This is a genomic window from Variovorax paradoxus NBRC 15149, from assembly GCF_001591365.1.
In the GTDB taxonomy this organism is placed as follows: Bacteria; Pseudomonadota; Gammaproteobacteria; order Burkholderiales; family Burkholderiaceae_C; genus Variovorax; species Variovorax paradoxus.
The window spans coordinates 2,430,181-2,454,562 of the sequence record NZ_BCUT01000001.1 but is presented as its reverse complement, the minus strand read 5'-3'; the positions used below and the strand labels follow the sequence as shown (position 1 = coordinate 2,454,562).

The window sequence follows — 24,382 nt, the reverse complement described above, 5'->3', positions numbered from 1 at the left end:
TTCACGCGCCCCTCCATCCCCATTGCTTTTTCCTCTTTCGATTCCAAGGAGTTTCCCCATGAACCCATTGCGTCACGTCTTCAGCGCCGCGGCCGTTGCCACGCTGGCCACCGCCCTCGTTCCTGCCCATGCCCAGGGCGTGATCAAGATCGGCGAGGTCAACAGCTACAAGGCGCAGCCCGCCTTCCTCGAGCCCTACAAGAAGGGCATGGAGCTGGCCGTGGAAGAGATCAACGCCAAGGGCGGGGTCAACGGCCGCAAGGTCGAGCTCATCACGCGCGACGACAACGCCAACCCCGGCGATGCCGTGCGCGTGACCGAGGAGCTGGTGGCGCGCGAGAAGATCGACGTGCTCACCGGCACCTTCCTCTCGAACACCGGCCTGGCCGTGGCCGACTTTGCCAAGCAGAAAAAAATCTTCTTCCTGGCCGGCGAGCCGCTGACCGACAAGATGACCTGGCAGGGCGGCAACGAATACACCTTCCGCCTGCGCCCCGGCACCTACATGCAGGCCGCGATGCTGGTGCCCGAGGCGGCCAAGCTCAAGAAGAAGCGCTGGGCCGTCGTCTACCCCAACTACGAATATGGCCAGTCGGCCGTGGCCGCGTTCAAGACGCTGCTGAAGGCCGCGCAGCCCGATGTCGAGTTCGTCGCCGAGCAGGCGCCGCCGCTCGGCAAGGTCGATGCGGGTGCCGTGGTGCAGGCGCTGGCCGATGCCAAGCCCGATGCGGTCTTCAACGTGCTGTTCGGCGCCGACCTTTCCAAGTTCGTGCGCGAAGGCAACACCCGCGGCCTCTTCAAGGACCGCACGGTGGTGAGCGTGCTGACCGGCGAGCCCGAGTACCTCGACCCGCTCAAGGACGAAACGCCCAACGGCTGGATCGTGACCGGCTACCCCTGGTACGGCATCCAGACGCCCGAGCACAAGGCCTTCTTCCTCGCCTACCACGCCAAGTACAAGGACTACCCGCGCCTGGGTTCGGTGGTGGGCTACAGCATGATCAAGTCGGTGGCGGCCGGCATCGACAAGGCCAAGAGCACCGAGACGCCGAAGCTCGTCGCCGCCTTCAAGGGCCTGCAGGTCGACACCCCGTTCGGCAAGATCAGCTACCGCGCCGAAGACCATCAATCCACGATGGGCGCCTTCGTCGGCAAGACGAAGAACGAGAACGGCAAGGGCGTGATGGTCGACTACACGTATTTCGACGGCGCCAAGTTCCAGCCGAGCGCCGCCGACGTGAAGAAGTCCCGCGCTGCCGACTGACCTTTTTCCGGAACGCTTGCACCCATGAGCCTCTCGTCCCTGCTGCTTCAGTTCCTCACCGGGCTGTCGTCGGCTTCGTCGCTGTTCCTCGTGGGGGCCGGCCTTTCGTTGATCTTCGGCGTCACGCGCATCGTCAACTTTGCGCATGGCTCCTTCTTCATGGTGGGCATCTACCTTGCCTACACATTGGTCGACAAGCTCGGCACGCTCGGCTTCTGGCCGGCCGTGCTGATTGCCGCGCTGGCGGTGGGCGTGATCGGCGCGCTGATCGAGATGGTGCTGCTGCGCCGCATCTACAAGTCGCCCGAGCTGTTCCAGCTGCTGGCCACTTTTGCGCTGGTGCTCGTCATCAAGGATGCGGTGCTTTATTTCTGGGGGCCGGACGAACTGCTCGGCCCGCGCGCGCCGGGCCTGTCGGGCTCGGTCGACATCCTGGGCCGGCAGTTTCCGACCTACGACCTGTTCCTGATCGTGGTCGGTCCGGTGGTGCTCGGCCTCATGTGGCTGCTGCTCACGCGCACGCGCTGGGGCACGCTGGTGCGCGCCGCCACGCAGGACCGCGAGATGGTCAGCGCGCTGGGCGTGAACCAGGCCTGGCTGTTCACGGCGGTGTTTGCGCTGGGCGCCACGCTCGCGGCATTGGGCGGTGCGCTGCAGCTGCCGCGCGAGCCGGCCACGCTGGCCATGGACCTCAACACCATTGGCGCGGCCTTCGTGGTGGTGGTGGTGGGCGGCATGGGCTCGATTCCGGGCGCGTACGTGGCGGCGCTGCTGCTCTCCGAGATCAAGGCGGTCTGCATCTGGCTTGGCGTGGTCGAGATCTTTGGCTACAGCGTGTCGTTCTCCAAGCTCACGCTGGTGGTCGATTTCATCGTGATGGCCATCGTGCTGGTGTGGCGCCCCTGGGGCCTGCTCGGCCGCCCGCAGGCGCCCAGCCGCTACGTGGGCATGCAGGAAGAGCCGCTGCGGCGCGCGAGCAAGGGCTACCTGTGGCTCGTTGCCGCGCTTGGCGTGGCGCTCATGGCGATGCCGCTGCTCACCGCCGATTCGCCCTACACCACGGTGCTGATGATCGACCTGCTGATCGCGGCGCTGTTCGCGGCCAGCCTGCACTTCATCATGGGCCCGGCCGGCATGCATTCGTTCGGGCATGCGGCCTACTTCGGGCTCGGTGCCTATGGCGCCGCCTTGCTGGTGCGCACCAGCGGCATGCCGATGGAGCTTGCGCTCATCGTCGCGCCGCTGGTCGCCGCCATCGGCGCGTTCGTCTACGGCTGGTTCGCGGTGCGGCTTTCGGGCGTGTACCTGGCGATGCTCACGCTGGCCTTCGCGCAGATCACCTGGGCCGTGGTCTACCAATGGGATTCGTTCACCGGCGGCAGCAACGGGCTCACCGGCGTGTGGCCTTCGGAGTGGCTGTCGGACAAGCGCACTTACTACTGGCTCACGCTGGTGCTGGTGGCCGCGGGCATTCTGATGCTGCGCCGCGTGCTGTTCTCGCCGTTCGGCTATGCACTGCGCGCGGGGCGCGATTCGGTGCTGCGCGCCGATGCGATCGGCATCGACGTCAAGCGCATGCAGTGGACGGCCTTTGTCATTGCGGGTGCTGCGGCGGGGTTGGCCGGGGCGCTCTATGCTTTTTCGAAGGGCAGCATCTCGCCTGAGAGCCTGAGCGTCGACAAGTCGGTGGACGGGCTGGTGATGGTGCTGCTGGGCGGTATCCAGACGCTCGCGGGGCCGGTGGTGGGGGCTGTCACTTTCAGCTGGCTGCATGACACGGTGGCGCGCAATACCGACTATTGGCGGGCGACGCTGGGGGCGATCATTCTGCTGCTGGTGCTGCTGTTTCCTCAGGGGATTGCTGGGTTTGCGAAGCAGCTCAGTGAACGCTTGTTGGGGCGGCGCCGGCGTTCGGAAGTGGATGTTGCCTTGACGGAGAGGCGGACGTGAAGGGCGGTTGTCTTTTGTTCTTTGGGGGTTCTTTTTTTGGCGGGGGCCGGGTCTCGCCCCGGCGGGCGACCTACTTTTCTTTGCTTCGCCAAAGAAACGTAGGCAAAAGAAAGGCGACCCTACTGTCTGCGTCCCTCCGCTGCGCTGCGGGCAACCTGCGGTGCTCGATTACGGCGGGGGTCCGCAGAACTCGCTTCGCTCAAACAGCTGCGGCCCTGATCCCGCCTCCATCTGCGCTCCTCGGCGCATACAGAAGGGGTGGGAGCGGGTGGCCTTCGCTTCGCTCGGCCCCAATACCAACAGCCAATACCAACAGCCCAATCCAATCCCAACCACCGCGGCGCTGCGCGCCGCGGTGGCTTGGTGGCCGAGCGAAGCAAAGGCCCGTGTGGTTTCGAAGCCCCTCTGTATGCGCCGAGGAGCGGAGCGTTTCGCGGATCAGGGCTCGCCCTTGTCTGAGCGAAGCGAGTTCGGGCGAGACCCCGCGAAACGCGAGCACCGCAGGTTGCCCCGTAGCGAAGCGAAGGGGTCGCAAACAGTGGGGTCGCCTTTCTTTTGCCTACGTTTCTTTGGCGAAGCAAAGAAAAGTAGGTCGCCCGCCGGGGCGAGACCCGGCCTCGGGAAGCAAACGATCAGCACAGATCGAAAGATCGGCAGCGATGGAAAGGCCGCCAGCCCTCACCCCAACCCTCTCCCAGAGGGAGAGGGAGTAAGCCAGAAATGACCCTCCTCAAAGTAGACAACCTAGGCAAATCCTTCGGCGGCGTCAAAGCCGTCGACGGCATCAGCTTCGAGCTCGAGGCCGGCGAGCTGCTGGCCCTCATCGGCCCGAACGGCGCCGGCAAGTCGACCACCTTCAACATGGTCAACGGCCAGCTCAAGGCCGACCAGGGTTCGATCGTGTTCGACGGCCATGAGCTCGTGGGCCAGAAGCCGCGCGAGATCTGGCGCAAGGGCGTGGGCCGCACCTTCCAGATCGCCGAAACCTTTGCCTCGCTCACCGTCGCCGAGAACGTGCAGATGGCGATGCTCTCGCATGACGGCAAGCTGTTCTCGATGTGGCGCCGCGCGGCGGACCACAAGCGCGTCGAAGCGCTGGCGCTGCTCGACCAGGTCGGCATGAAAGCGCAGGCCGACCGGCCCTGCAGCGAGCTCGCCTATGGCGACGTCAAGCGCGTCGAGCTCGCGATCGCGATGGCCAACGCGCCCAAGCTGCTGCTGATGGACGAGCCCACCGCCGGCATGGCGCCGAAGGAGCGCAACTCGCTGATGGCGCTGACCAAGGAGCTCGTGGTCCAGCGTGGCCTGGCGGTGCTGTTCACCGAGCACAGCATGGACGTGGTGTTCGCCTACGCCGACCGCATGATCGTGCTGGCCCGCGGCCGCCTGATCGCGCAGGGCAAGCCGCTCGAGATCCGCGACCATCCGAAGGTGCAGGAGGTGTACTTCGGCAGCGGCAAGACCTTCGAGAAGATCGCAGAGAAAGCCGCCGAAGTGAACGCGGCCGTGGGAGCAGCAACCGCATGAGCACGCACGAAACACTGTTGAAGGCGAACTCGCTGTGCGCCTGGTACGGCGCCGCACAGATCCTCTACGACGTCGATCTTGAAGTGCGGCGCGGCGAGGTCGTCGCGCTCATGGGTCGCAATGGCGCGGGCAAGTCGACCACGCTCAAGACGCTGATCGGCATGCTCGCCAAGCGCAAGGGCGGCGTCAGCTTCCTCGGCCACGACATCTCGAAGAGCGAGCCCCATCACGCGGCGAAGCTCGGCCTGGGTTTCGTGCCCGAGGACCGCCGCGTGTTCACCGATCTCACGGTGATGGAGAACCTCGAAGTCGGCAAGCAGCCGCCGCGCCGCTGGGCCGACGGCAGCGAGGCGCCGCTGTGGACGCCCGAGCGGCTGTTCAAGCTCTTTCCCAACCTGGGCGAAATGCCCGACCGCCCGGGTGGCCGCATGAGCGGCGGCGAGCAGCAGATGCTCACCGTGGCGCGCACGCTCATGGGCAATCCGTACCTGGTGCTGCTCGACGAGCCCTCCGAAGGCGTGGCGCCGGTCATCGTCGAGCAGATGGCCAACATGATCCTCGAACTCAAGGCGCAGGGCGTGAGCATCCTGCTGTCGGAGCAGAACATGCACTTTGCCGAGCTGGTATCCGACCGCGCCTATGTGCTCGAGAAGGGCCAGATCCGCTACCACGCCACCATGGCAGAGCTCGCGGCCAACGAAGAGGTGCGCCGCGCCTACCTGAGCGTCTAGCCGCACCCACGCGGCCATTTTCTTTTTTGTCATCAACCACCGGAGCACACGCCATGCACGACTCGCACCGCAGATCCCTTCTGAAGTCCACGGCCGCACTGGGCCTGCTGGGCGCGGCCGGAACGCTGTTCGCGGCTCCGAAGCTCAAGCCGAACGACAAGTCCGCGCTGATCGTGATCGACGTGCAGAACTGCTTCGTCGACGGCGGCACGCTGCCCGTCAAGGGCGGCGCCGAGGTGGTGCCGGTGATCAACAAGCTGGCCGATTCGTTCGAGAACATCGTGGTCACGCAGGACTGGCACACGCAGGGCCATGCGTCGTTCGCGAGCGCGCATCCGGGGCAGAAGCCGTTCAGCAGCATCAAGCTCTCGTACGGCAACCAGGTGCTCTGGCCCGACCACTGCGTGCAGGGCACCGACGACGCGGCGCTGCACAAGGACCTGAAGCTGCCCACCGCGCAGGTCATCGTCCGCAAGGGCTTCCACAAGGGCGTCGACAGCTATTCCGCCTTCGAGGAGGCCGACCGCAAGACCGCCACCGGCCTGGGCGGCTACCTCAAGCAGCGCGGCATCAAGACGGTCTACGTGGCCGGCCTGGCCACCGACTTCTGCGTGGCCTGGACCGCGCTCGATGCGCGCAAGGCCGGCTTCGAGGTCTACGTGATCGAGGACGCCACGCGCGCCATCGACCTCAACGGCTCGCTCGCCGCCGCATGGAAGCAGATGGCGGCCAAGGGCGTCAAGCGCATCCAGTCCGCCGACATCCAGGCGGCCTGAGCAAACCGACCCACGCCGCATTCACACCCGCCCGGCAACAACGACAACAACGAGCTCGACAACGCATGACGATTCCGATTTCAAGGCGCGCCCTGGTGGCGGGCGGCGCAGCCCTGGCACTGGGCCCGGGCCTTCTTCGTTCGGCGCGCGCCGACAACGGCGTGACCGACGGCCTCATCCGCATCGGCCAGTCGGCCGTGTTCAGCGGCCCGGCCAAGGACTTCGGCATCGACTACCGCGCGGGCATCAAGCTGTACTTCGAGCGCGCCAACAAGGCGGGCGGCATCAACGGCCGCAAGCTCGAGCTCGTCAGCTACGACGATGCCTACGATCCCGCCAGGACGGCCGCCAACACCGCGAAGCTGATCGACGAGGACAAGGTCTTCGCGCTCGCGGGCTTCGTCGCCACCGGCAACCTCGCGGCCGCGATGCCGCTGGCCGAGAAGGCCGGCGTTCCGATGTTCGCGCCGCTGGTGGGCACCACCTCGTTCCGCACCAAGGTCAACCGCCTGCTGTTCCACGTGCGCGCGGGCTACGACCTCGAGCTGCGCAAGATCATCAGCCATCTCTCGACCCTCAGCCTCGCGTCGATCGCGGTGGTCTACCAGGACAGCGCCTTCGGCAAGTCGAACCTCGCCACCTGCGAGCAACTGGCCGCCGACTACAAGGTGCAGGTCGTGAAGACGCTGCCGCTCGCGATTGCCGCCGAAGACGCGAAGCAGGTGGTCGCCAGCCTGGCCGAGGCCAAGCCCGGCGCGGTCCTGATGATCATGGCCGGGCGCATGGTCGAAGTGTTCATGCGCGACTACCGTGCGAACGGCGGGGCGGCGCCGCTCTATACGCTGTCGGTCGGCATCACCGACGCGGCCGGTTCCGCCAAGCGGCTCGAAGGCAAGCTCGCGGGCCTGGTCACGGCCAGCATCGTGCCGCCGCCGCAGGCCGTGCGCGTGCCCATCGTGGCCGACTACCAGCGCGACCGCGCCGAGTTCGGCGAGAAGATCGACAGCTACACCACGCTCGAAGGCTACATCGCCTCGCGCGTGATGGTCGAAGGCCTGCGCCGCGCGGGCAAGGCGCTCACGCGCGACAGCTTCATTGCCGGGCTCGAAGGCATCGGCAATGCGCGATTCGGCGATTTCCCGGTCGAGTACAGCGCGAAGAACCACAACGGCTCGACCTTCGTGGACCTGGAGATGTACACCCGTGACGGCCAGTTGCGGCGCTGAGCCGCCGCTGCACCTGCTGGTCAACGGCAGGGCCTGTTCGATCGAGGGCGTGCCGCGCGCGGCCACGCTGCTGCACCTGCTGCGCAACGACCTCGGCCTGAACGGGCCCAAGTACGGCTGCGGGCTGGGGCAGTGCGGCGCCTGCACGGTGCATGTCGACGGCGTGGCGGCGCGTGCCTGCGTGATTCCCGCGCATGGCGTGGCGGGCCGCGCCATCACCACGCTCGAAGGCCTTGGCACGCGCGGCCGCTGGCATCCGGTGCAGGCCGCCTTCGAAGACGCGCAGGCCGCGCAGTGCGGCTACTGCCTGAGCGGCATGGTGATGCAGGCCGCGGCGCTGCTCGCGCGCGATCCGCAGGCGAGCGAGGCGCGCATCCGCAGCGAGCTCTCGGGCAACCTGTGCCGGTGTGGAACGCACATCGAGATTCTGGACGCGGTGCAGCGCGCGGCGGTGCGGATGCGCGCGGAGGCAAACCGATGAGCCGCCCGTCTTGTTCCCTCTCCCTCCGGGAGAGGGTCAGGGTGAGGGCATCGGCCTTCGCGCAGGCACGGCCCTTGCCATCGCCGCCGGCCCTCACCCCCGCCCTCTCCCAGGGGGAGAGGGAGCAAAGACCATGACGCGCCGCGCCGATCTGCCGCGCACGCGCGCGGACTTTCTCTCGGCCGACGGCGTGCTGCTCATCGTGCGCGAGACCCCGCCCGCGCCGGCGCCCGCCAACGGCCAGCCCACGGCCGTGGCGGGCAATCCGATCGAAGGCGACGAGATCCTGCTCGCCGTGTGGGACGACGGCAGCGCCTCGGCGCTCAACGGCCATGTCGACCTGGGCACCGGCATCCAGACCGCGCTCGCGCAGATCGTGGCCGAGGAGCTCGAGCTCGGCATGCCCTGCGTGCGCATGATGCTCGGCGACACCGCACGCGCGCCCAACCAGGGCGCGACGATCGCGAGCGCCTCGATCCAGATCCATGCACAGCCGCTGCGCCTGGCCGCCGCGCAGGCGCGCGCCTGGCTGCTGGCGCGCGCGGCCGAGCGGCTCGGCGCGGCCGCCGAGGCGCTGCAGGTGCGCAACGGCGTGGTGCGCGTGGCCGAGGCGCCGGACCGCCGCATCAACTACGCGGACCTGGTCGCGGGACAGCGCACCGTGCTGCGGCTCGACCCCGCCGCGGTGCCCAAGGATCCGGCCGACTACCGCATCGTCGGCACGCGCCAAGCCCGCGTCGACATTCCCGCCAAGCTCGCGGGCGACCTCGTGTTCGTGCACGACATGCGCGTGCCCGGCATGCTGCATGGCCGCGTGGTGCGCCCGCCGTATGCGGGCGCGGACCACGGCGACTTCATCGGCAACACGCTCGAGTCGGTGGACGAGTCGTCGATTGCGCACATTCCCGGCATTCGCGCGGTGGTCGTGATCCGCGACTTCGTCGGCATCGTGGCCGAGCGCGAGGAGCACGCCGAACAGGCGCTGCGCGAATTGCGCGTCCGGTGGAAGCCCTGGCCCGGCATGCCCAACCTGTCCAACCTCGCGCAGGCCCTGCGCGACAACCCGTCGACGCAGCGCCTGCTGGTCGACGAGGGCGACGTCGACGGCGCGATCGCCGCGGCCGCGCAGCCGATGCACCGCACCTATGTGTGGCCCTACCAGATGCACGCGTCCATCGGACCCTCGTGCGCGCTGGCCGAGTGGCTGCCGGAGGACGGCAGCGGCATGCAGTTGCGTTGCTGGGCCGGCTCGCAGAACCCGCACGTGCTGCGTGCCGATCTCGCGAAGCTCATGGGCCTGGACGACGTGCAGGTCGACGTCATCCGCATGGAAGCCGCGGGCTGCTACGGCCGCAACGGCGCCGACGACGCGGCGGCCGATGCGGCGCTGCTCGCGCGCGCCGTGGGCGCACCGGTGCGCGTGCAGCTCACGCGCGAGCAGGAGCATGCCTGGGAGCCCAAGGGCGCCGCGCAGCTCATGGAGGTGGATGGCGGGCTCATGGCCGACGGCCGCATCGCCGCCTACGACTTCGAAACCTCCTATCCATCGAACGGCGCGCCCACGCTTGCGCTGCTGCTCACGCGCACCATCGAGCCGGTGGCGCAGGCCTTCGAGATGGGCGACCGCACGGCGCGTCCGCCCTACAGCGTCGACAACCTGCGCGTGAAGGTCAACGACATGGCGCCGATCGTGCGCGCCTCGTGGCTGCGCGGCGTGTCGGCGCTGCCGAATTCGTTTGCGCACGAGTCGTACATCGACGAGCTGGCCACCGCGGCTGGCGTCGATCCGGTGCAGTTCCGGCTGCGCCACCTGGACGATCCGCGCGCCGTCGAGCTGGTGCAGGCCACCGCGCAGAAGGCGGGCTGGCGCATGCGCACGGGGCCAGAGGAGAACGCCGACGGCGGGCTCGGTGAAGGCGGCGACATCCTCTTCGGCCAGGGCTTTGCCTACGCGCGCTACATCCACAGCAAGTGGCCCGGCTTCGGCGCCGCGTGGGCTGCATGGGTGGCCGACGTCGAGGTCAACCGCAGGACCGGCGAGGTGCACGTGCGCCGCGTGGTGGTGGGGCACGACGCGGGGCTGCTGGTCAACCCCGCGGGCGTCGAGCACCAGGTGCACGGCAATGTGATCCAGACCACGAGCCGCGCGCTCAAGGAAGAGGTGCAGTTCGCGCCGCAGCAGGGCGCAGAAGCAGCGGCGGCCGGTGCGCAGCTGCTGCCCGACGTGCGGCCCTCGGGCGTGGTCGCGAGCCGCGAGTGGGGCAGCTACCCGATCATCAATTTCCGCGACGTGCCGGTGATCGAGGTCATGCACATGCCGCGGCCCGGCGAACCCTCGCTCGGCGCGGGCGAGTCGTCGTCGGTGCCGGGAACGGCGGCGATCGCGAATGCGATCTTCGATGCGACGGGCGTGCGCTTCCGCGAGCCGCCGTTCACGCCGGAGAAGGTGCTGGCGGCGTTGAATCCGGGTTTGCTCCCTCCCCTTCCGGGGGAGGGCGGGGGTGGGGGCGAGCGGCGCTCGAAGGGTGGCGCTGCCGTGCCCCCATCCCAACCTTCCCCCGGGAGGGGAAGGAGCAATGCACCGTGGCCTCGGCGCAAGAGCGTGTGGGCCACCGGCACCGCCCTCTTCATCGGCGGCATCGGCCTCATCGCCGGCCTGCTCGGCTGGCGCTCCGCCATCGCCCCGGTCTCTCTCAGCGCCCCGGTCTACAGCGAGGCCACCATCGAACGCGGCCGCGTGCTCGCCGCGCTCGGCGACTGCGCCGTGTGCCATACCGCACCGGGCGGCGCGCCCAATGCGGGTGGCCGCGCGATGCAGACACCCTTCGGCACGCTCTACACCACCAACCTCACGCCCGATGCCGACACGGGCCTGGGCCGCTGGTCGTTCAGCGCCTTCCAGCGCGCGATGCGCGAGGGCGTCTCGCGCGACGGCCACCATCTGTACCCGGCCTTCCCGTACACCGCCTTCGCCAGGACCAGTGACGACGACCTGCAGGCGCTCTACGCCTACTTCATGTCGATGCCCGCGGTGCGCGCCGAGACGCCGAAGGCCGAACTGAAGTTTCCGTTCAGCATGCGGCCGCTCATGGCCGGATGGAACGCGCTCTTCCACGACCCCGCGCCGCTGCAGCCGGTGGCCACGCAAAGCGCCGAGTGGAACCGCGGCGCCTACCTCGTGAACGGCCTGGGGCATTGCGGCGCCTGCCACACGCCGCGCAACGCGCTCGGTGCGGAGCAGGGCGGCAGCGCGTTTCTCTCGGGTGCGATGGTCGATGGCTGGGAGGCGCCGGCGCTCACGCAGCTGTCGAAGTCCGCCGTGCCGTGGGACGCCGACGCGCTCTACCGCTATCTGCGCAATGGCCACTCGCCGCGCCATGGCATCGCGGGCGGGCCGATGGCCGAGGTGGTGCGCGAACTCGCGCAGGTGCCCGATGCCGACGTGCGCGCGATGGCCACGTATCTCGCCTCGTTCAATCCGGCGCCCGCGGCCGATCCGCAGGCCGTGGCGCAGCAGGTGGTCGACAACGCGGCGCGCACGCAGGGCCGGCTGCTCGGTCCCGCGCAGCGCATGTTCGACAGCGCCTGCGCGTCGTGCCATCACGACGGCGACGGCCCCACGCTGCTCGGCGTGAACACCCCGCTCGCGCTCAACGGCAATCTCACGAGCGCGCGGCCCGACAACCTGCTGCGCACCATCCTCGATGGCGTGCGCGAGCCCGCGAGCCAGGGCATCGGCTTCATGCCGGCCTTCCGCGACGCGCTCGACGACCGTCAGATCGCCGAACTCGCGGGCTACATGCGCGCGCGCTTCGCACCGCAGGAGCCGGCGTGGAAGAACCTGCCGGCCGAAGTCGCCCGCTTGCGCGCCGCGCGCGGCCACGGCGCCGAATAAGCGGCGCTCGGCGCGTCCCGCTTTCCGCTCGCGCAGCGGCAGGGAACGCATTCATTCAGAATGTCCGCTCCAAGAACCCAACCCAAGTGCCGAAGTGCCTCCGGAGACAACATGCCCCTGAATCTTTCCACCGCCGCCAGCCTTCCCCGCGACGCCGAGCGCGCCACGCTCGTCGGGCGCATCTGGCAGCCCGGCGTGGGCCCCGTACTCGTGGCGGTGCACGAGGGCGGGCTGCACGATCTCTCGCGCCTCGCGCCCACGATGAGCGACCTGCTCGAGGCGAAGGAGCCGCCCGCCGATGCGGTGCGGCGCGCACTGCGCAGCGGCCAGGCTCCGCGTGTCGCCGCGCTCGACGAGACCATCGCCAACAGCGACGCCACCGCGCGCGACGAAGCCAAGCCCTGGCTGCTCGCACCCTGCGACCTGCAGGCCATCAAGGCCAGCGGCGTGACCTTCGTCGAAAGCCTGCTCGAGCGCGTGATCGAGGAGCAGGCGCGCGGCGATGCCTCGCGCGCCGAGGCCACGCGCGCGGCGCTCAGCGGCGTGCTCGGCGACAACCTCGCGGGCATCGTGCCGGGCTCGGCCGAGGCCGCGAAGGTCAAGGAGGTGCTGATCTCGCAGGGCGCATGGTCGCAGTACCTCGAGGTCGGCATCGGGCCCGATGCCGAGATCTTCACCAAGGCGCCGGTCCTCTCGGCCGTGGGCATGGGCGCCGACGTGGGCATCCACGCCGCATCGGTGTGGAACAACCCCGAGCCCGAGGTCGTGCTCGCGGTCAACAGCCGCGGCGAAACGCTGGGCGCCGCGCTCGGCAACGACGTCAACCTGCGCGACTTCGAGGGCCGCAGCGCGCTGCTGCTCGGCAAGGCCAAGGACAACAACGCCTCCTGTGCCATCGGCCCGTTCATCCGGCTGTTCGATGCGCACTTCGGCATCGACGACGTGCGCCGCATCACGGTGGCGCTCGAAGTGAAGGGCCCCGAAGGCTTCACGCTCGAAGGCTCGAGCTCGCTCGCCAGGATCAGCCGCGATCCGCTGGACCTCGTCTCGCAGGCCGTCGGCGCGCACCACGACTATCCCGACGGCTTCATGCTGTTCCTGGGCACCATGTTCGCGCCGACACAGGACCGTCATGGTCCTGGGCAAGGATTCACCCATGTCGTCGGCGATCGCGTGAGCATCGCCGCGCCGGAACTCGGCGCCCTCGTGAACCGCGTGGTCCATTCGGACCAGGCGCCACGGTGGACTTTCGGGTTAAGTGCGCTGATGCGGAATTTGGCTGCGCGCGGATTGCTGTAAACGTTCTTTCTACGCTTTAGAAGGAGTTGTACTCCTTTGTGATTCATAGCCGGCACGTAGCAAACTGTTGCTGTTGACCGCGTCTCGCGTTCCCCTCAAGATAACCGGTCTTGAAAATGGTTAACACGGGAGATGGGGTTGCCGCCGAGCGAGATCGAACTACTGCAGTCGCCTGTTGAAGGCCCGCTTCCGTGCGGTGAAGACCTCGAATACGACCCCGATTTCATGGCGTTGCAGCAAGCGGCAACGGGAAAGCGGGAGCAGCAGTTCGGCTCGACCATCATTCCGGCCGAGCCGCCCGACTGGGCCCGCGTCGAGCGCATTGCCAAGCAGCTGTGCCAGCGCACGCTCGACGTGCGCGTGCTGGTTCTGCTGACGCTGGCGTGGACCGAGAGCCGGGGATTGCCGGGCTACGTCGATGGCTTGCGCGTGGTGGACGGCATCCTGCAAAAGTTCTGGAACGACGTGCATCCGCGCGTTCTCGATGGCGATTTCGAAGACCCGCTGCCGCGCATGAATGCGCTGGCTGCATTGGCCGAAGCCGAGGGGCTCGGGCGCAGCGTGCGCGATGCGCGCCTGCTCGAGGATGCCGGCGCGTCGATGAGCCTGCGGCAGGTCGAGGCCCTGCTCGACTCGAGCAAGGCCGACCAGATCGATTACCCGGGCGGCATCGGCCGGCTGCGGGAAGTGGCGCGCCGCGCGCAGGAGAAGGCGGCGCCCGCGGTGGTGGCATTGCATGCGGCGCTGGAGCTGCTGCGACGCATCCGGGAGACCTCGGAGCGGGCCCTGGGACAGAGCTGGGCCCCCGATTTCTCCCGGCTCGAACGCTCGCTTCGCACCGTGGTCCAGCTGCTGCCCGAGCAGGCCCAGCCGGAGCCGGCCGAAGCATCGCAGGCGGCAGCGCAAGGCCATGGGTCGGCGCCGGCCGCTCCTTCGGCGCAGGGCGCTGCGGCCTTGGGCAATGGCGCCTCCGGTGCGCGTGCGGCAAGCATTAAAGATATTGAAATATCGACTCGTGATGATGTGCAGCTCTTGTTGGAAAAGGCGTGCCAGTACATGGAACGCACCGAGCCCAGCCACCCGGCCCCCATGCTCATCCGCAGAGCGCAAAGGCTGCTGGACCTCAACTTTTTCCAGATCATCGAAGAACTCGTTCCCGAGGGCCTGCAGAAGATCGAAAGCCTGGCCGGCCGCTCGCTGAGCGGCGGGTCGGCAGCGGAGTGAACGGCCGGCGCAGGAACCCGGGGGCAGGCCGCCGGGACTCGACCCATACGAATAGGCATTGAGATTCAAGAGGAAGCTTTATGGCAGACAACCGTGTCAGAAACAGTGGTCAGAAGTTCATCGCGCGCAACCGGGCACCCCGCGTGCAGATCGAGTACGACGTCGAGATCTACGGCAGCGAGCGCAAGATCCAGCTGCCCTTCGTGATGGGCGTGATCGCCGATCTCGCGGGCAAGCAGGTCGACCCGATGCCCGACCTTGCCGAGCGCGACTTCATGGCGGTGGACATCGACAACTTCGACGACCGCATGAAGGCCATCAAGCCGCGCGTGGCCTTCCAGGTGCCCAACACCCTCACGGGCGAAGGACAGATGAACGTCGACATCACCTTCGACAGCATGGACGACTTCTCGCCCGCGCGCATCGCCCGCCAGGTCGGCGCGCTGCAGCATCTGCTCGAAGCGCGCACCGAGCTTTCCAACCTGCTGTCCTACATGGACGGCAAGAACGGCGCCGAGCAGCTGATCGCCCAGGCGCTGCAGAACCCGGAGCTGCTCAAGTCGCTCGCATCCGCACCCAATCCCGCCGTTGCCAAGGCGATCGAGGCCGCGAACGAAAAGTCGGGCAACCCCGGCACCCCTTCCGAGTAAGCCGACAGGATCTCCATCATGAGCACTGCACCCAAACAGACAGCGCGCGGACAGGCCGCCACCATCGAAGCGCTCGAGCCCAACGAGTTCTCCGACCTCCTGCAGCGCGAGTTCAAGCCCAAGACCGACCAGGCGCGCGAGGCGGTGCAAAGCGCCGTCAAGACGCTGGCGGTGCAGGCGCTTGAAAGCACCGTCACCATCTCGAACGACGCCTACCGCACCGTGCAGGCGATCATCACCGAGATCGACCGCAAGCTCTCCGAGCAGATCAACCAGATCCTGCACCACGAAGACTTCCAGCAGCTCGAAGGCGCATGGCGCGGCCTGCACTACCTGGTCAACAACACCGAGACCGACGAGCAGCTCAAGATCCGCGTGATGTGCGCCTCCAAGCGCGAAGTGGCGCGCTCGCTCAAGCGCCACAAGGGCATCGGCTGGGACCAGAGCCCGCTGTTCAAGAAGATCTACGAGGCCGAGTACGGCCAGTTCGGCGGCGAGCCCTTCGGCGCGCTGATCGGCGACTTCCACTTCGACCACAGCCCGCCCGATGTCGAGATGCTCGGCGAAATGGCCAAGATCGCCGCGGCCGCGCACTGCCCCTTCATCGCCGGCGCATCGCCCACGGTGATGCAGATGGATTCGTGGCAGGAGCTGTCGAACCCGCGCGACCTCACCAAGATCTTCCAGAACACCGAGCACACGGCCTGGCGGTCGCTGCGCGAGTCGGAAGACGCGCGCTACATCGGCCTGGCCATGCCGCGCTTCCTGGCGCGCCTGCCGTACGGCGCGCGCACCAATCCGGTCGACGAGTTCGAGTTCGAGGAAGAAACCGACTCGGCCCTGCACAACCGCTACACCTGGGCCAATTCGGCCTACGCGATGGGCGTGAACATCAACCGCTCGTTCAAGCAGTTCGGCTGGTGCACGTCGATCCGCGGCGTGGAGTCGGGCGGCGCGGTCGAGAACCTGCCCACCCACACCTTCCCGACCGACGATGGCGGCGTGGACATGAAGTGCCCCACCGAGATCGCCATCAGCGACCGGCGCGAGGCCGAGCTCGCCAAGAACGGCTTCATGCCGCTGGTGCACCGCAAGAACTCCGACTTCGCGGCCTTCATCGGCGCGCAGTCGCTGCAGCAGCCGGCCGAGTACTACGACGCCGATGCCACGGCCAATGCCAACCTGGCGGCGCGCCTGCCCTACCTGTTCGCATGCTGCCGCTTCGCGCACTACCTGAAGTGCATCGTGCGCGACAAGATCGGTTCGTTCCGCGAGCGCGAGGACATGGAGCGCTGGCTCAACGACTGGATCATGAACTACGTGGACGGCAGCCCCGGCACGTCGTCCCAGGATACGAAGGCAATGAAGCCGCTGGCGGCGGCTGAAGTCCAGGTGGAAGCCATCGAGGACAACCCCGGCTACTACGCCGCCAAGTTTTTTCTCCGGCCGCACTATCAGCTCGAAGGGCTGACGGTGTCATTGCGGCTGGTTTCGAAGCTGCCATCCAACAAGAAGGACAGCAGCTAGTTCAACGGTGTCCCGCAATCGGGCATATATATAACTCTGGGGGTTAATCATGGCAGTAGACATGTTCATGCGCGTCGAGGGCGCGAACGGCGAATCCAAGGACTCGAACCACAAGGACTGGACCGATATCAAGTCGTTCGCATGGGGAGCAACGCAGCCTGGCAACATGGTCAGCGGCGGCGGTGGCGGTGTGGGCAAGGCGAGCTTCAACGACCTGCAGGTGCTCGCGCGCATCGACAAGGCGGCGCCGTCGGTGATGAAGAACTGCGCGAGCGGCAAGCACCTGAGCAAGGTGGAAGTGTCGGTGTGCAAGGCCGGGGGCTCGCAGATCGAATACACGCGCGTGACGCTGGAAGAAGTGCTGGTCACCTCGGTGCAGTACTCGGCCGAGCAGGGCGGCGATGCGGTGCTGGTGCAGTTCGCCTTCCAGGCGGCCAAGGTCAAGCAGCAGTACTGGGAGCAGACCGACAAGGGCGGCAAGGGCGCCGAGACCGTGCTGGCCTGGAACATCAAGGAAAACCGGGAAGCCTGATTTCCCTTTTTTCGTGCTTGTTCCCGACCGGTCCGCGCATGCCGCGGGCCGGTCGCCTGCAGATAGTTGTCGACGGCCTTCCGGGGCCGTGCGCGAGTCAATGAGGAAGTTTCATGGGCGATGGGTTTGCAGTGCTGGGCGAGCGCTCCGTGGCCGAACACACCGAATGGGTACAGCGGCAGATTCGCGCGAGTCCACAGAATGCCGGCCTGCGGCTTGCCCTCGGCCACTTTCTTGCGCTGCGGGGCGACTGGCAGCGGGCTGAAGACCAGCTCAAGCTGGCCGCGAAGATCGATCCTTCCTTCGCTCCCGCCAGTGCCACCTGCGCAATGGCGCTGGCCGCCGAGCGGCATCGAACCGAATTCTGGAACGGCGGCCGTGCGCCGGCCGTCGTGGCCGGCGAGGCCGGCTGGGTCGCGGCGCTGATTGCTGCCGCCGCCCTGCCGCCCGAACGCGCCGCCGAAGCGGCCGAGCTGCGCGAAGCCGCGCGGCAGGATGCGCCCGCATTGCAGGGCACGCTGAGCTGCGTCGACCGGTCGGACTCCCGCGCCGTGCAGGCCATCGACGGCGAGCCGGTGCAAAGCACTGAGTTCGCCTGGCTTTGCGACGGCGACGCGCGCATTGGTGCCGTGCTCGAGCTCCTCACGCCTTCGGGCTATGCGTGGCTGCCGCTACCGGCGGTGCGCCGCCTCAAGTTCTCCCGTCCGCAGCACCTGGTCGACCTGCTCTGGGCACCGGCCGAGATCGTGCTGCATGACGGCCGCGGGCTCAACGGCCTGGTCCCGGTGCGCTATCCCGGCGCGCTCGAGGCGCTGGACGACGAAACAACCCTGGGCCGCCGCACCGACTGGCTGCCGCTGGCCGGCGAGGACCAGTACGCCGGCATCGGCCAGCGCACGCTGATCAGCGAAGCCGGCGACCATTCGCTGCTCGACATCCGGCTGGTCGAGTTCGCGCCTGCCGAGAGTGCTGCGCAGTGAGTTCCGTCCTGCCAGCCAGCCGCCCGGCCATGGAGGCCGACGGCGACCAGCAAGAAAGCGTTGCACGCGACCGCCTGCAGCCGGTGCTGCTCGACCGCCTGACCGACAAGCAGCCGCAAAGCCGCCAGGAGCGCGCGGGCGCATTCCTCATGAGTGGCAAGCTGCTGCGCGACTCGGTGCTGCGCGACCTGCAGTGGCTGCTCAACACCACCAACTTCGGCGCGGACCACACCATCAACGCCATGCCGCGCGCGCGGCGCTCGGTGGTGAACTACGGCGTGCGCGGCTGGGCCGGCGGACGCATGTCGGAGGTCGACTTCGCGGACGTCGAGGCCGCCATCCGCGCCGCGATCATCGACTTCGAGCCGCGCATCATGAAGGACAGCATCGACGTGCGCTGCGTCACCGACGCCACCGACCTGGAGCACCACAACCTGCTCGCGCTCGAGATCCGCGGCACCTTGTGGTCGGTGCCTTACCCGATCGAATTCATCCTGCGCTCCGAGCTCGACCTCGAGAGCGGCCACATGGTCCTGCGCCCGACGGGAGGGCTCTGAATGGACGCCAGGCTGCTCGACTACTACAACCGCGAGCTCACCTACATGCACGAGCTCGGCGCCGAGTTCGCGCAGCGCTACCCGAAGATCGCCGGGCGGCTGGGCATGCGCGGCATCGAGGTCAGCGACCCCTACGTGGAGCGCCTGCTCGAGGGCTTCAGCTTTCTCACGGCGCGCATCCAGCTCAAGATGGATGCGGAGTTTCCGCGCTTCTCGCAGCGGCTGCTCGAGGTGGTGTACCCCAACTTCCTCGCGCCGCTGCCGGCCATGGCGGTGGTGCAGATCGACGGCAACCTCAACGAGGGCTCGCTGAAGGCCGGCTACGAGCTGCCGCGCCACACGATCATGCGCGGACGCATGATCAAGGGCGAGCAGACGGCCTGCGAATTCCGCACCGGCCACGAGGTCACGCTGTGGCCCATCAGGATCGCGGATGCAAGCATCGGCCCCGTGCCCGCGGAAATCGCGCATGCGATGCCCGCGGTGGCCCAGCGCGCCAGGAGCGCGATCACCATCAAGCTCGAAGCGGTGGGCGGCACCACCTTTGCCGAGATGCCGATCGAGCGGCTCGAGTTCTTTCTTTCGGGCGCGGAGCTGCATGCGCTGCGCGTGCTCGAGCTTGCGGTGCACCACAGCATCGGCACCGTGTGCCGCAGCGGCCCGGGCAGCAAGGCGCGCATCGTTCCGCTCGGCGACGAAGCCATTCGCCACGAGGGCTTCGATCCCGAGCAGGCGCTGCTGCCTTATGACGCGCGCTCGTTCCAGGGCTACCGGCTGCTGCACGAATACTTCGCCTTTCCCGACCGCTACCTGTTCTTCAGCGTGAAGAACCTGCGCGCGGCGGCCTCGGCCATGGGCGGCACCACGATGGAAATCGTGATCCTGCTCGACCGCGCCGACGCCGACCTGGAGCGGCTGGTCGATGCCAAGCACTTCTCGCTGTTCTGCACGCCCATCATCAACCTGGTGCCGCGCCGCAGCGACCGCATTCCGGTGGGCCCCGGGCAGCACGAGCACCATGCGGTGATCGACCGCACGCGCCCGCGCGACTTCGAGATCTTCACGGTCGAGCGCGTCACCGGCCACATGGCGAGCGGCTCGGAAGAGCGCGAGTTCAGGCCCTTCCTGGGCTCGTTCGCTGCCGACGACGGCGACTTCGGCGCGTACTTCTCTCTGCGCCGCGAGCCGCGCCTGGTGTCCGACCGCGCACGCGCGCAGGGCACGCGCACCAGCTACACCGGCAGCGAGGTGTACGTGTCGCTGGTCGACCAGCACGACGCGCCCTTTCCGCACAGCCTGCGCCACATCACCATCGACGCGCTGTGCACCAACCGCGACCTGCCGCTGCTGCTGCCCACCGGGCTGGAGTCGGACTTCTCGCTGCGCGTGTCGGCGCCGGTGCGCGGCATCCGCATCCTGCGCGGGCCGTCGCGGCCCTATCCGGCGCTGGCGGAGGGTGCGCTCACCTGGCGCCTGATCAGCCACCTGGGCCTCAACTACCTGAGCCTGACCGACGTCGACGCCACGCAGGGCGCGGCCGCATTGCGCGAGATGCTCGACCTCTACGGCAACCTGGCCGACCCCGCGGTGCGCCGCCAGATCCAGGGCGTGCGCTCGATGGCGCTGGCGCCGGTGTTCCGCCGCCTGCCCGAGCCGGGGCCGATCGTCTTCGGGCGCGGGGTGGAAATCGCGCTGAAGATCGACGAAGTGGCCTTCTCGGGCGCGAGCCCTTATCTCTTCGGCGCCGTGCTGGAGCAATTCTTCAGCCGGCACGTGTCGCTCAACGCGTTCACCGAGTTCGCGCTCTCCAGCCTGCAGCGCGGCGAGATCGCGCGCTGGACGCCGCGCATCGGACGCCGCCCCGCCGTATGAGCATGCGCACCACGGCCGAGCTCGCCGACGATTCGCAGCAGGCGCCGCCGGCTGCGGTCGAGCATGCCGCGCCCGAGCATGCCGCGGCACCCGCGCGGCGCGGTGCGCCCGAGGCCGATCCGGTCCTGTGGGCCGGCCTGGTCGACCAGCCTTTCGAGCACGACCTGTTCATGCTGCTGCGCCGGCTCGATGCGCACGGCAGCCATCCGCTGCTGGGCCGCGCGCCGCGCCCGCTCGACGAGCCTTTGCGGCTGGGCCAGGAGCCGTCGATGGCCTTTGCGCCCTCGAACGTCTCGGGCGTCGATGTCGACGGGGACGGCCCGCCGCGCATCTCGATCTACGGCTTCGGCCTGTTCGGCCCCAACGGGCCGCTGCCGCTGCACCTGACCGAGTACGCGCGCGAGCGCAAGCGCCACCACAGCGACAACACGCTCAGCGCCTTCGCCGACCTGTTCCACCACCGGCTCATCCTGCTGTTCTACCGGGCCTGGGCCGATGCCCAGTCGGTCAACAGCCTGGACCGCCCCGACGGCCACCGCTTCGTCGACTACGTGGCCAGCCTCATGAACATGGGGCAGCCGGGCCTGAAGGAACGCGACCGCATCGCCGACCATGCGCGCACCTTCATGGCCGGGCACCTCGTGCGCCAGACGCGCAACCCCGAGGGGCTGATCCAGATCCTGCGGCTGTACTTCGACGTGCCCGTGCGCATCGAGGAGTTCGTGAGCGGCTGGGTGATGCTCGACGAGCGCGAGATCAGCCGCATCGGCACTTCCGGGCGCAACCAGAAGCTGGGCGCCGGCGCCACCGTCGGGCTGGCGGTGCGCGATGCGCAGGGCAAGTTCCGGCTCGAGCTCGGCCCGCTCTCGCAAAGCGAGTTCCGCGACTTCCTGCCGGGCAGCAAGCGCCTGCAGCAGGTGGTCGACTGGGTGCGCCAGTACGTGGGCATCGAGTTCGCGTGGGAGCTGCGCCTCGTGCTCAAGAAGCAGGAAGCCCTCGGCATGCAGCTGGGCAGCGACCAGCGCCTGGGCTGGGGCAGCTGGCTCGGCACGCGCCTCTCGCCTACCGACGCCGGCGACATGCTTTTCCAGCCCGAAGCCCTGTATTCCCGTTCCGCATCGGCTGCTTCCGCGGCGGCCGAAGCCTCTTCCATGGCCTTATGACCGATATCCGCCGCGTCTCCCTTTTCTCGAAACTCAATCCGATGCTCTACAAGGCATTGGAGACCGCCACCGCCTTCGCCAAGCTGCGCGGCAATGCCTACGTGGAGCTGGTGCACTGGCTGCACCAGATCCTGCAGCTGCAGGACAGCGACCTGCTGCGCATCGTCAAGCGCGCCGGCCTCAACCTCGATGCGGTCGAGCAGGACCTGGTGCGTGCGCTCGACCGGCTGCCGCACGGCGCCACCTCGATCAGCGACATCTCGGAGCACGTCGACAACGCCGTCGAGCGCGCCTGGGTCTATGCGAGCCTGCGCTTCGAGGCCACGTCGATCCGCGGTGCCTACCTGCTCGCGGGCATCGTCAAGACGCCGGGGCTGCGCCAGGTGCTCTCGGGCATCTCGCGCGAGTTCGACAAGATCGTGCCCGACGTGCTCGTCGCGCAGCTTCCCGCATGGACCGAAGGCTCGCCCGAGGACGACTTCGACGCCGCGGCCGCGCCGGGGCAAGCCGCCCCGGCGGTGTCCCACCAGGGCGACGGCGCCGCCGCGGGCGGCTCGGCGCTGGCCAAGTACGCGAGCGACCTCACGGCCAAGGCGCGCGCGGGCGAACTCGATCCGGTCTACGGCCGCGACGACGAGATCCGCCAGATCATCGACATCCTGATGCGCCGACGGCAGAACAATCCGCTGCTCACGGGCGAGGCGGGTGTGGGCAAGACGGCAGTGGTCGAGGGCCTGGCCTCGCGCCTTGCGGCAGGCGACGTGCCGCCCTCGCTCAAGGACGTGTCGCTGTGGGTGCTCGACCCCACGCTGCTGCAGGCCGGCGCGGGCGTGAAGGGCGAGTTCGAGCAGCGGCTGCGCCAGGTGATCGACGAGGTCGAGAAGAGCCCCAAGCCCATCGTGCTGTTCGTCGACGAGGTGCACACGCTGGTCGGCGCGGGCGGCACCGCCGGCACCGGCGATGCGGCCAACCTGCTGAAGCCGGCGCTTGCGCGCGGGCGGCTTCGCACCATCGGCGCCACCACCTGGTCCGAGTACAAGAAGTACATCGAGAAGGACCCGGCGCTCACGCGGCGCTTCCAGACCATCCAGGTGCACGAGCCCACCGAGTCCAAGGCCGTGGTCATGCTGCGCGGCATCTCGGCCGAGCTCGAGAAGCACCACGGCGTGCTCATCCTGGACGCCGCGCTCGAAGCGGCCGTGAGCCTGTCGCACCGCTACATCCCCGCGCGCCAGCTGCCCGACAAGGCCGTGAGCCTGCTCGACACGGCCTGCGCGCGCGTGGCCCTGAGCCAGCATGCGCTGCCCGCGGCGATCGAAGACCTGCAGCGCCGCATCGAGGTGCTGGGCATCGAGTCGGGCATTGCCGGGCGCGAGGCGGCGATCGGCGTCGGCGAGCACCAGCGGGTGGAAGACATCGCGGCCCAGGCGGCGGCGGCGCAGGCCGAGCTCGGCCTGCTGGAACAGCGGCGTGCGGAAGAAAGCGTGCTCGTGGAGCGCATCGTGGCGCTGCGCAAGCTGCTCTCGCCCGATGCAGTGCCGGTGCGGGCCGAGGCCAAAGAGGAAGAGGGCGACGAAGCCGAAGCTCCAGTTGAAGCCGAGCCCGCTCCGCCGGAACCCGAAAGAACACCCGAAGAGATCCGCGCCGAACTCGACCAGGCGCAGGACAAGCTCGTGCAGTTGCAGGGCGAATCGCCGCTCATCCTGGCGGCCGTCGACGCGCAGGCCGTTGCCACCGTGGTGGCCGACTGGACCGGCATTCCGATCGGCCGCATGGTGCGCGACGATGCGCAGTCGGTGCTGCGCCTCGGCGAGATCCTCTCGGCCCGCGTGGTGGCCCAGCCCGACGCGCTGGAGACCATCTCGCGGCGCATCCGCACGGCGCGCGCGCGGCTCGACAACCCGAACAAGCCGGTGGGCGTGTTCCTGCTGTGCGGCCCCTCGGGCGTGGGCAAGACCGAGACTGCGCTCGCGCTGTCGGAGGCGCTCTACGGCGGCGAGCAGAACCTCGTCACCATCAACATGAGCGAGTTCCAGGAGTCGCACACCGTCTCCACGCTCAAGGGCGCGCCGCCCGGCTACGTGGGCTACGGCGAAGGCGGCGTGCTCACCGAGGCCGTGCGCCGCCGGCCCTACAGCGTGGTGCTGCTCGACGAGATCGAGAAGGCCCACCCCGACGTGCACGAGATCTTCTTCCAGGTGTTCGACAAGGGCTGGATGGAAGACGGCGAGGGCCGCCACATCGACTTCCGCAACACCGTGATCATCATGACGTCGAACGTCGGCACCGACCTGGTCATGCAGCTGTGCGAAGACCCGACCCTGCGCCCCGACCCCGAGCCGCTCGCAGCCGCGCTGCGCGAACCGCTGCTCAAGGTGTTCGCGCCGGCGCTGCTGGGCCGGCTGGTTGTAGTGCCTTATTACCCGTTGCAAGCCGACGCATTGCATCGCATCATTCGCCTCCAGCTCGACCGCATTGCCACCCGCCTCGATGCGAACCATGGCATTGCGCTGGACTACGACGACAGCGCCGTCGAACTGGTGGCGCGCCGATGCACGGCCATCGAGTCGGGTGGGCGGATGATCGATGCGATCCTCACGCACACCATCCTGCCGCGATTGAGCGAAGAAGTCATCGGCGCCACCGTCAGTGCGCGCAAGCTCGCCGGCGTGCGGCTGTCCGCAGCGGGCGACGACTTCCGGTACGAATTTTCCGAAGCCTAAGAAGA

Annotated in this window: 18 protein-coding genes; all 18 read left to right on the top strand. The window is 68.3% G+C overall.

Annotated elements, in window-relative coordinates:
- Positions 1-58: 58 nt before the first annotated feature.
- A complete protein-coding gene (locus tag VPA02S_RS11375) occupies positions 59-1,264 on the top strand; it encodes an ABC transporter substrate-binding protein (RefSeq protein ID WP_062363819.1) in 1,206 nt (401 codons plus the stop codon).
- 24 nt (positions 1,265-1,288) lie between these two features.
- Positions 1,289-3,214, top strand: coding sequence for an ABC transporter permease (locus tag VPA02S_RS11370; protein ID WP_062363817.1), 1,926 nt, complete (start codon positions 1,289-1,291; stop codon positions 3,212-3,214).
- Positions 3,215-3,934: 720 nt separating this feature from the next.
- Positions 3,935-4,741, top strand: coding sequence for an ABC transporter ATP-binding protein (locus VPA02S_RS11365; RefSeq protein WP_062363815.1), 807 nt, complete (start codon positions 3,935-3,937; stop codon positions 4,739-4,741).
- Positions 4,738-5,472, top strand: coding sequence for an ABC transporter ATP-binding protein (locus VPA02S_RS11360; protein WP_018906628.1), 735 nt, complete (start codon positions 4,738-4,740; stop codon positions 5,470-5,472). Before VPA02S_RS11365 ends, VPA02S_RS11360 begins: the two co-directional genes overlap by 4 nt.
- Positions 5,473-5,525: 53 nt before the next feature.
- Positions 5,526-6,248 carry a bifunctional nicotinamidase/pyrazinamidase gene (gene pncA, locus VPA02S_RS11355; protein WP_018906627.1) on the top strand — a complete coding sequence of 241 codons (723 nt, stop codon included), beginning with the start codon at positions 5,526-5,528 and terminating at the stop codon, positions 6,246-6,248.
- A 65-nt stretch (positions 6,249-6,313) separates the two neighbouring features.
- Positions 6,314-7,474, top strand: a complete 1,161-nt coding sequence (locus tag VPA02S_RS11350) for an ABC transporter substrate-binding protein (protein ID WP_062363814.1) — start codon at positions 6,314-6,316, stop codon at positions 7,472-7,474.
- Positions 7,452-7,955, top strand: a complete 504-nt coding sequence (locus VPA02S_RS11345; RefSeq protein WP_062363812.1) for a (2Fe-2S)-binding protein — start codon at positions 7,452-7,454, stop codon at positions 7,953-7,955. The genes VPA02S_RS11350 and VPA02S_RS11345 overlap by 23 nt, the downstream gene beginning before the upstream one ends.
- Before the next feature lie 133 nt (positions 7,956-8,088).
- Positions 8,089-11,850 (top strand): molybdopterin cofactor-binding domain-containing protein, encoded by a 3,762-nt coding sequence (locus tag VPA02S_RS11340; RefSeq protein WP_062363810.1) that lies wholly within the window; start codon positions 8,089-8,091, stop codon positions 11,848-11,850.
- A gap of 111 nt (positions 11,851-11,961) precedes the next feature.
- Positions 11,962-13,149 carry a fumarylacetoacetate hydrolase family protein gene (locus tag VPA02S_RS11335; RefSeq protein ID WP_028254358.1) on the top strand — a complete coding sequence of 396 codons (1,188 nt, stop codon included), beginning with the start codon at positions 11,962-11,964 and terminating at the stop codon, positions 13,147-13,149.
- A 132-nt stretch (positions 13,150-13,281) separates the two neighbouring features.
- Positions 13,282-14,373, top strand: a complete 1,092-nt coding sequence (gene tssA / locus VPA02S_RS11330; RefSeq protein WP_028254357.1) for a type VI secretion system protein TssA — start codon at positions 13,282-13,284, stop codon at positions 14,371-14,373.
- Between the two features lie 80 nt (positions 14,374-14,453).
- A complete protein-coding gene (tssB, locus tag VPA02S_RS11325) occupies positions 14,454-15,023 on the top strand; it encodes a type VI secretion system contractile sheath small subunit (RefSeq protein ID WP_012745358.1) in 570 nt (189 codons plus the stop codon).
- Between the two features lie 18 nt (positions 15,024-15,041).
- On the top strand, positions 15,042-16,550 hold the full coding sequence (tssC, locus tag VPA02S_RS11320; protein ID WP_012745359.1) for a type VI secretion system contractile sheath large subunit: 1,509 nt from the start codon (positions 15,042-15,044) through the stop codon (positions 16,548-16,550).
- 49 nt (positions 16,551-16,599) lie between these two features.
- The gene (locus VPA02S_RS11315; RefSeq protein ID WP_012745360.1) at positions 16,600-17,082 is read left to right on the top strand and encodes an Hcp family type VI secretion system effector; all 483 of its coding nucleotides are present in this window, start codon (positions 16,600-16,602) and stop codon (positions 17,080-17,082) included.
- A gap of 113 nt (positions 17,083-17,195) precedes the next feature.
- Positions 17,196-18,062, top strand: coding sequence for a type VI secretion system accessory protein TagJ (locus VPA02S_RS11310; RefSeq protein ID WP_028254289.1), 867 nt, complete (start codon positions 17,196-17,198; stop codon positions 18,060-18,062).
- A gap of 29 nt (positions 18,063-18,091) precedes the next feature.
- A complete protein-coding gene (tssE, locus tag VPA02S_RS11305) occupies positions 18,092-18,619 on the top strand; it encodes a type VI secretion system baseplate subunit TssE (protein ID WP_012745362.1) in 528 nt (175 codons plus the stop codon).
- Positions 18,620-20,491: a type VI secretion system baseplate subunit TssF gene (tssF, locus tag VPA02S_RS11300; RefSeq protein ID WP_012745363.1), complete on the top strand. Its 1,872-nt coding sequence runs from the start codon at positions 18,620-18,622 to the stop codon at positions 20,489-20,491.
- Positions 20,488-21,654, top strand: coding sequence for a type VI secretion system baseplate subunit TssG (tssG, locus tag VPA02S_RS11295; RefSeq protein ID WP_028254288.1), 1,167 nt, complete (start codon positions 20,488-20,490; stop codon positions 21,652-21,654). Before tssF ends, tssG begins: the two co-directional genes overlap by 4 nt.
- On the top strand, positions 21,651-24,377 hold the full coding sequence (tssH, locus tag VPA02S_RS11290; protein WP_062363808.1) for a type VI secretion system ATPase TssH: 2,727 nt from the start codon (positions 21,651-21,653) through the stop codon (positions 24,375-24,377). Before tssG ends, tssH begins: the two co-directional genes overlap by 4 nt.
- The last annotated feature ends 5 nt before the right edge of the window (positions 24,378-24,382 follow it).

Coding starts and splice junctions, on each gene's coding strand:
- VPA02S_RS11375 (WP_062363819.1), top strand. CDS start 59: ATGAACCCATTGCGTCACGTCTTCAGCGCCGCGGCCGTTGCCACGCTG.
- VPA02S_RS11370 (WP_062363817.1), top strand. CDS start 1,289: ATGAGCCTCTCGTCCCTGCTGCTTCAGTTCCTCACCGGGCTGTCGTCG.
- VPA02S_RS11365 (WP_062363815.1), top strand. CDS start 3,935: ATGACCCTCCTCAAAGTAGACAACCTAGGCAAATCCTTCGGCGGCGTC.
- VPA02S_RS11360 (WP_018906628.1), top strand. CDS start 4,738: ATGAGCACGCACGAAACACTGTTGAAGGCGAACTCGCTGTGCGCCTGG.
- pncA (WP_018906627.1), top strand. CDS start 5,526: ATGCACGACTCGCACCGCAGATCCCTTCTGAAGTCCACGGCCGCACTG.
- VPA02S_RS11350 (WP_062363814.1), top strand. CDS start 6,314: ATGACGATTCCGATTTCAAGGCGCGCCCTGGTGGCGGGCGGCGCAGCC.
- VPA02S_RS11340 (WP_062363810.1), top strand. CDS start 8,089: ATGACGCGCCGCGCCGATCTGCCGCGCACGCGCGCGGACTTTCTCTCG.
- VPA02S_RS11335 (WP_028254358.1), top strand. CDS start 11,962: ATGCCCCTGAATCTTTCCACCGCCGCCAGCCTTCCCCGCGACGCCGAG.
- tssA (WP_028254357.1), top strand. CDS start 13,282: ATGGGGTTGCCGCCGAGCGAGATCGAACTACTGCAGTCGCCTGTTGAA.
- tssB (WP_012745358.1), top strand. CDS start 14,454: ATGGCAGACAACCGTGTCAGAAACAGTGGTCAGAAGTTCATCGCGCGC.
- tssC (WP_012745359.1), top strand. CDS start 15,042: ATGAGCACTGCACCCAAACAGACAGCGCGCGGACAGGCCGCCACCATC.
- VPA02S_RS11315 (WP_012745360.1), top strand. CDS start 16,600: ATGGCAGTAGACATGTTCATGCGCGTCGAGGGCGCGAACGGCGAATCC.
- VPA02S_RS11310 (WP_028254289.1), top strand. CDS start 17,196: ATGGGCGATGGGTTTGCAGTGCTGGGCGAGCGCTCCGTGGCCGAACAC.
- tssE (WP_012745362.1), top strand. CDS start 18,092: ATGGAGGCCGACGGCGACCAGCAAGAAAGCGTTGCACGCGACCGCCTG.
- tssF (WP_012745363.1), top strand. CDS start 18,620: ATGGACGCCAGGCTGCTCGACTACTACAACCGCGAGCTCACCTACATG.
- tssG (WP_028254288.1), top strand. CDS start 20,488: ATGAGCATGCGCACCACGGCCGAGCTCGCCGACGATTCGCAGCAGGCG.
- tssH (WP_062363808.1), top strand. CDS start 21,651: ATGACCGATATCCGCCGCGTCTCCCTTTTCTCGAAACTCAATCCGATG.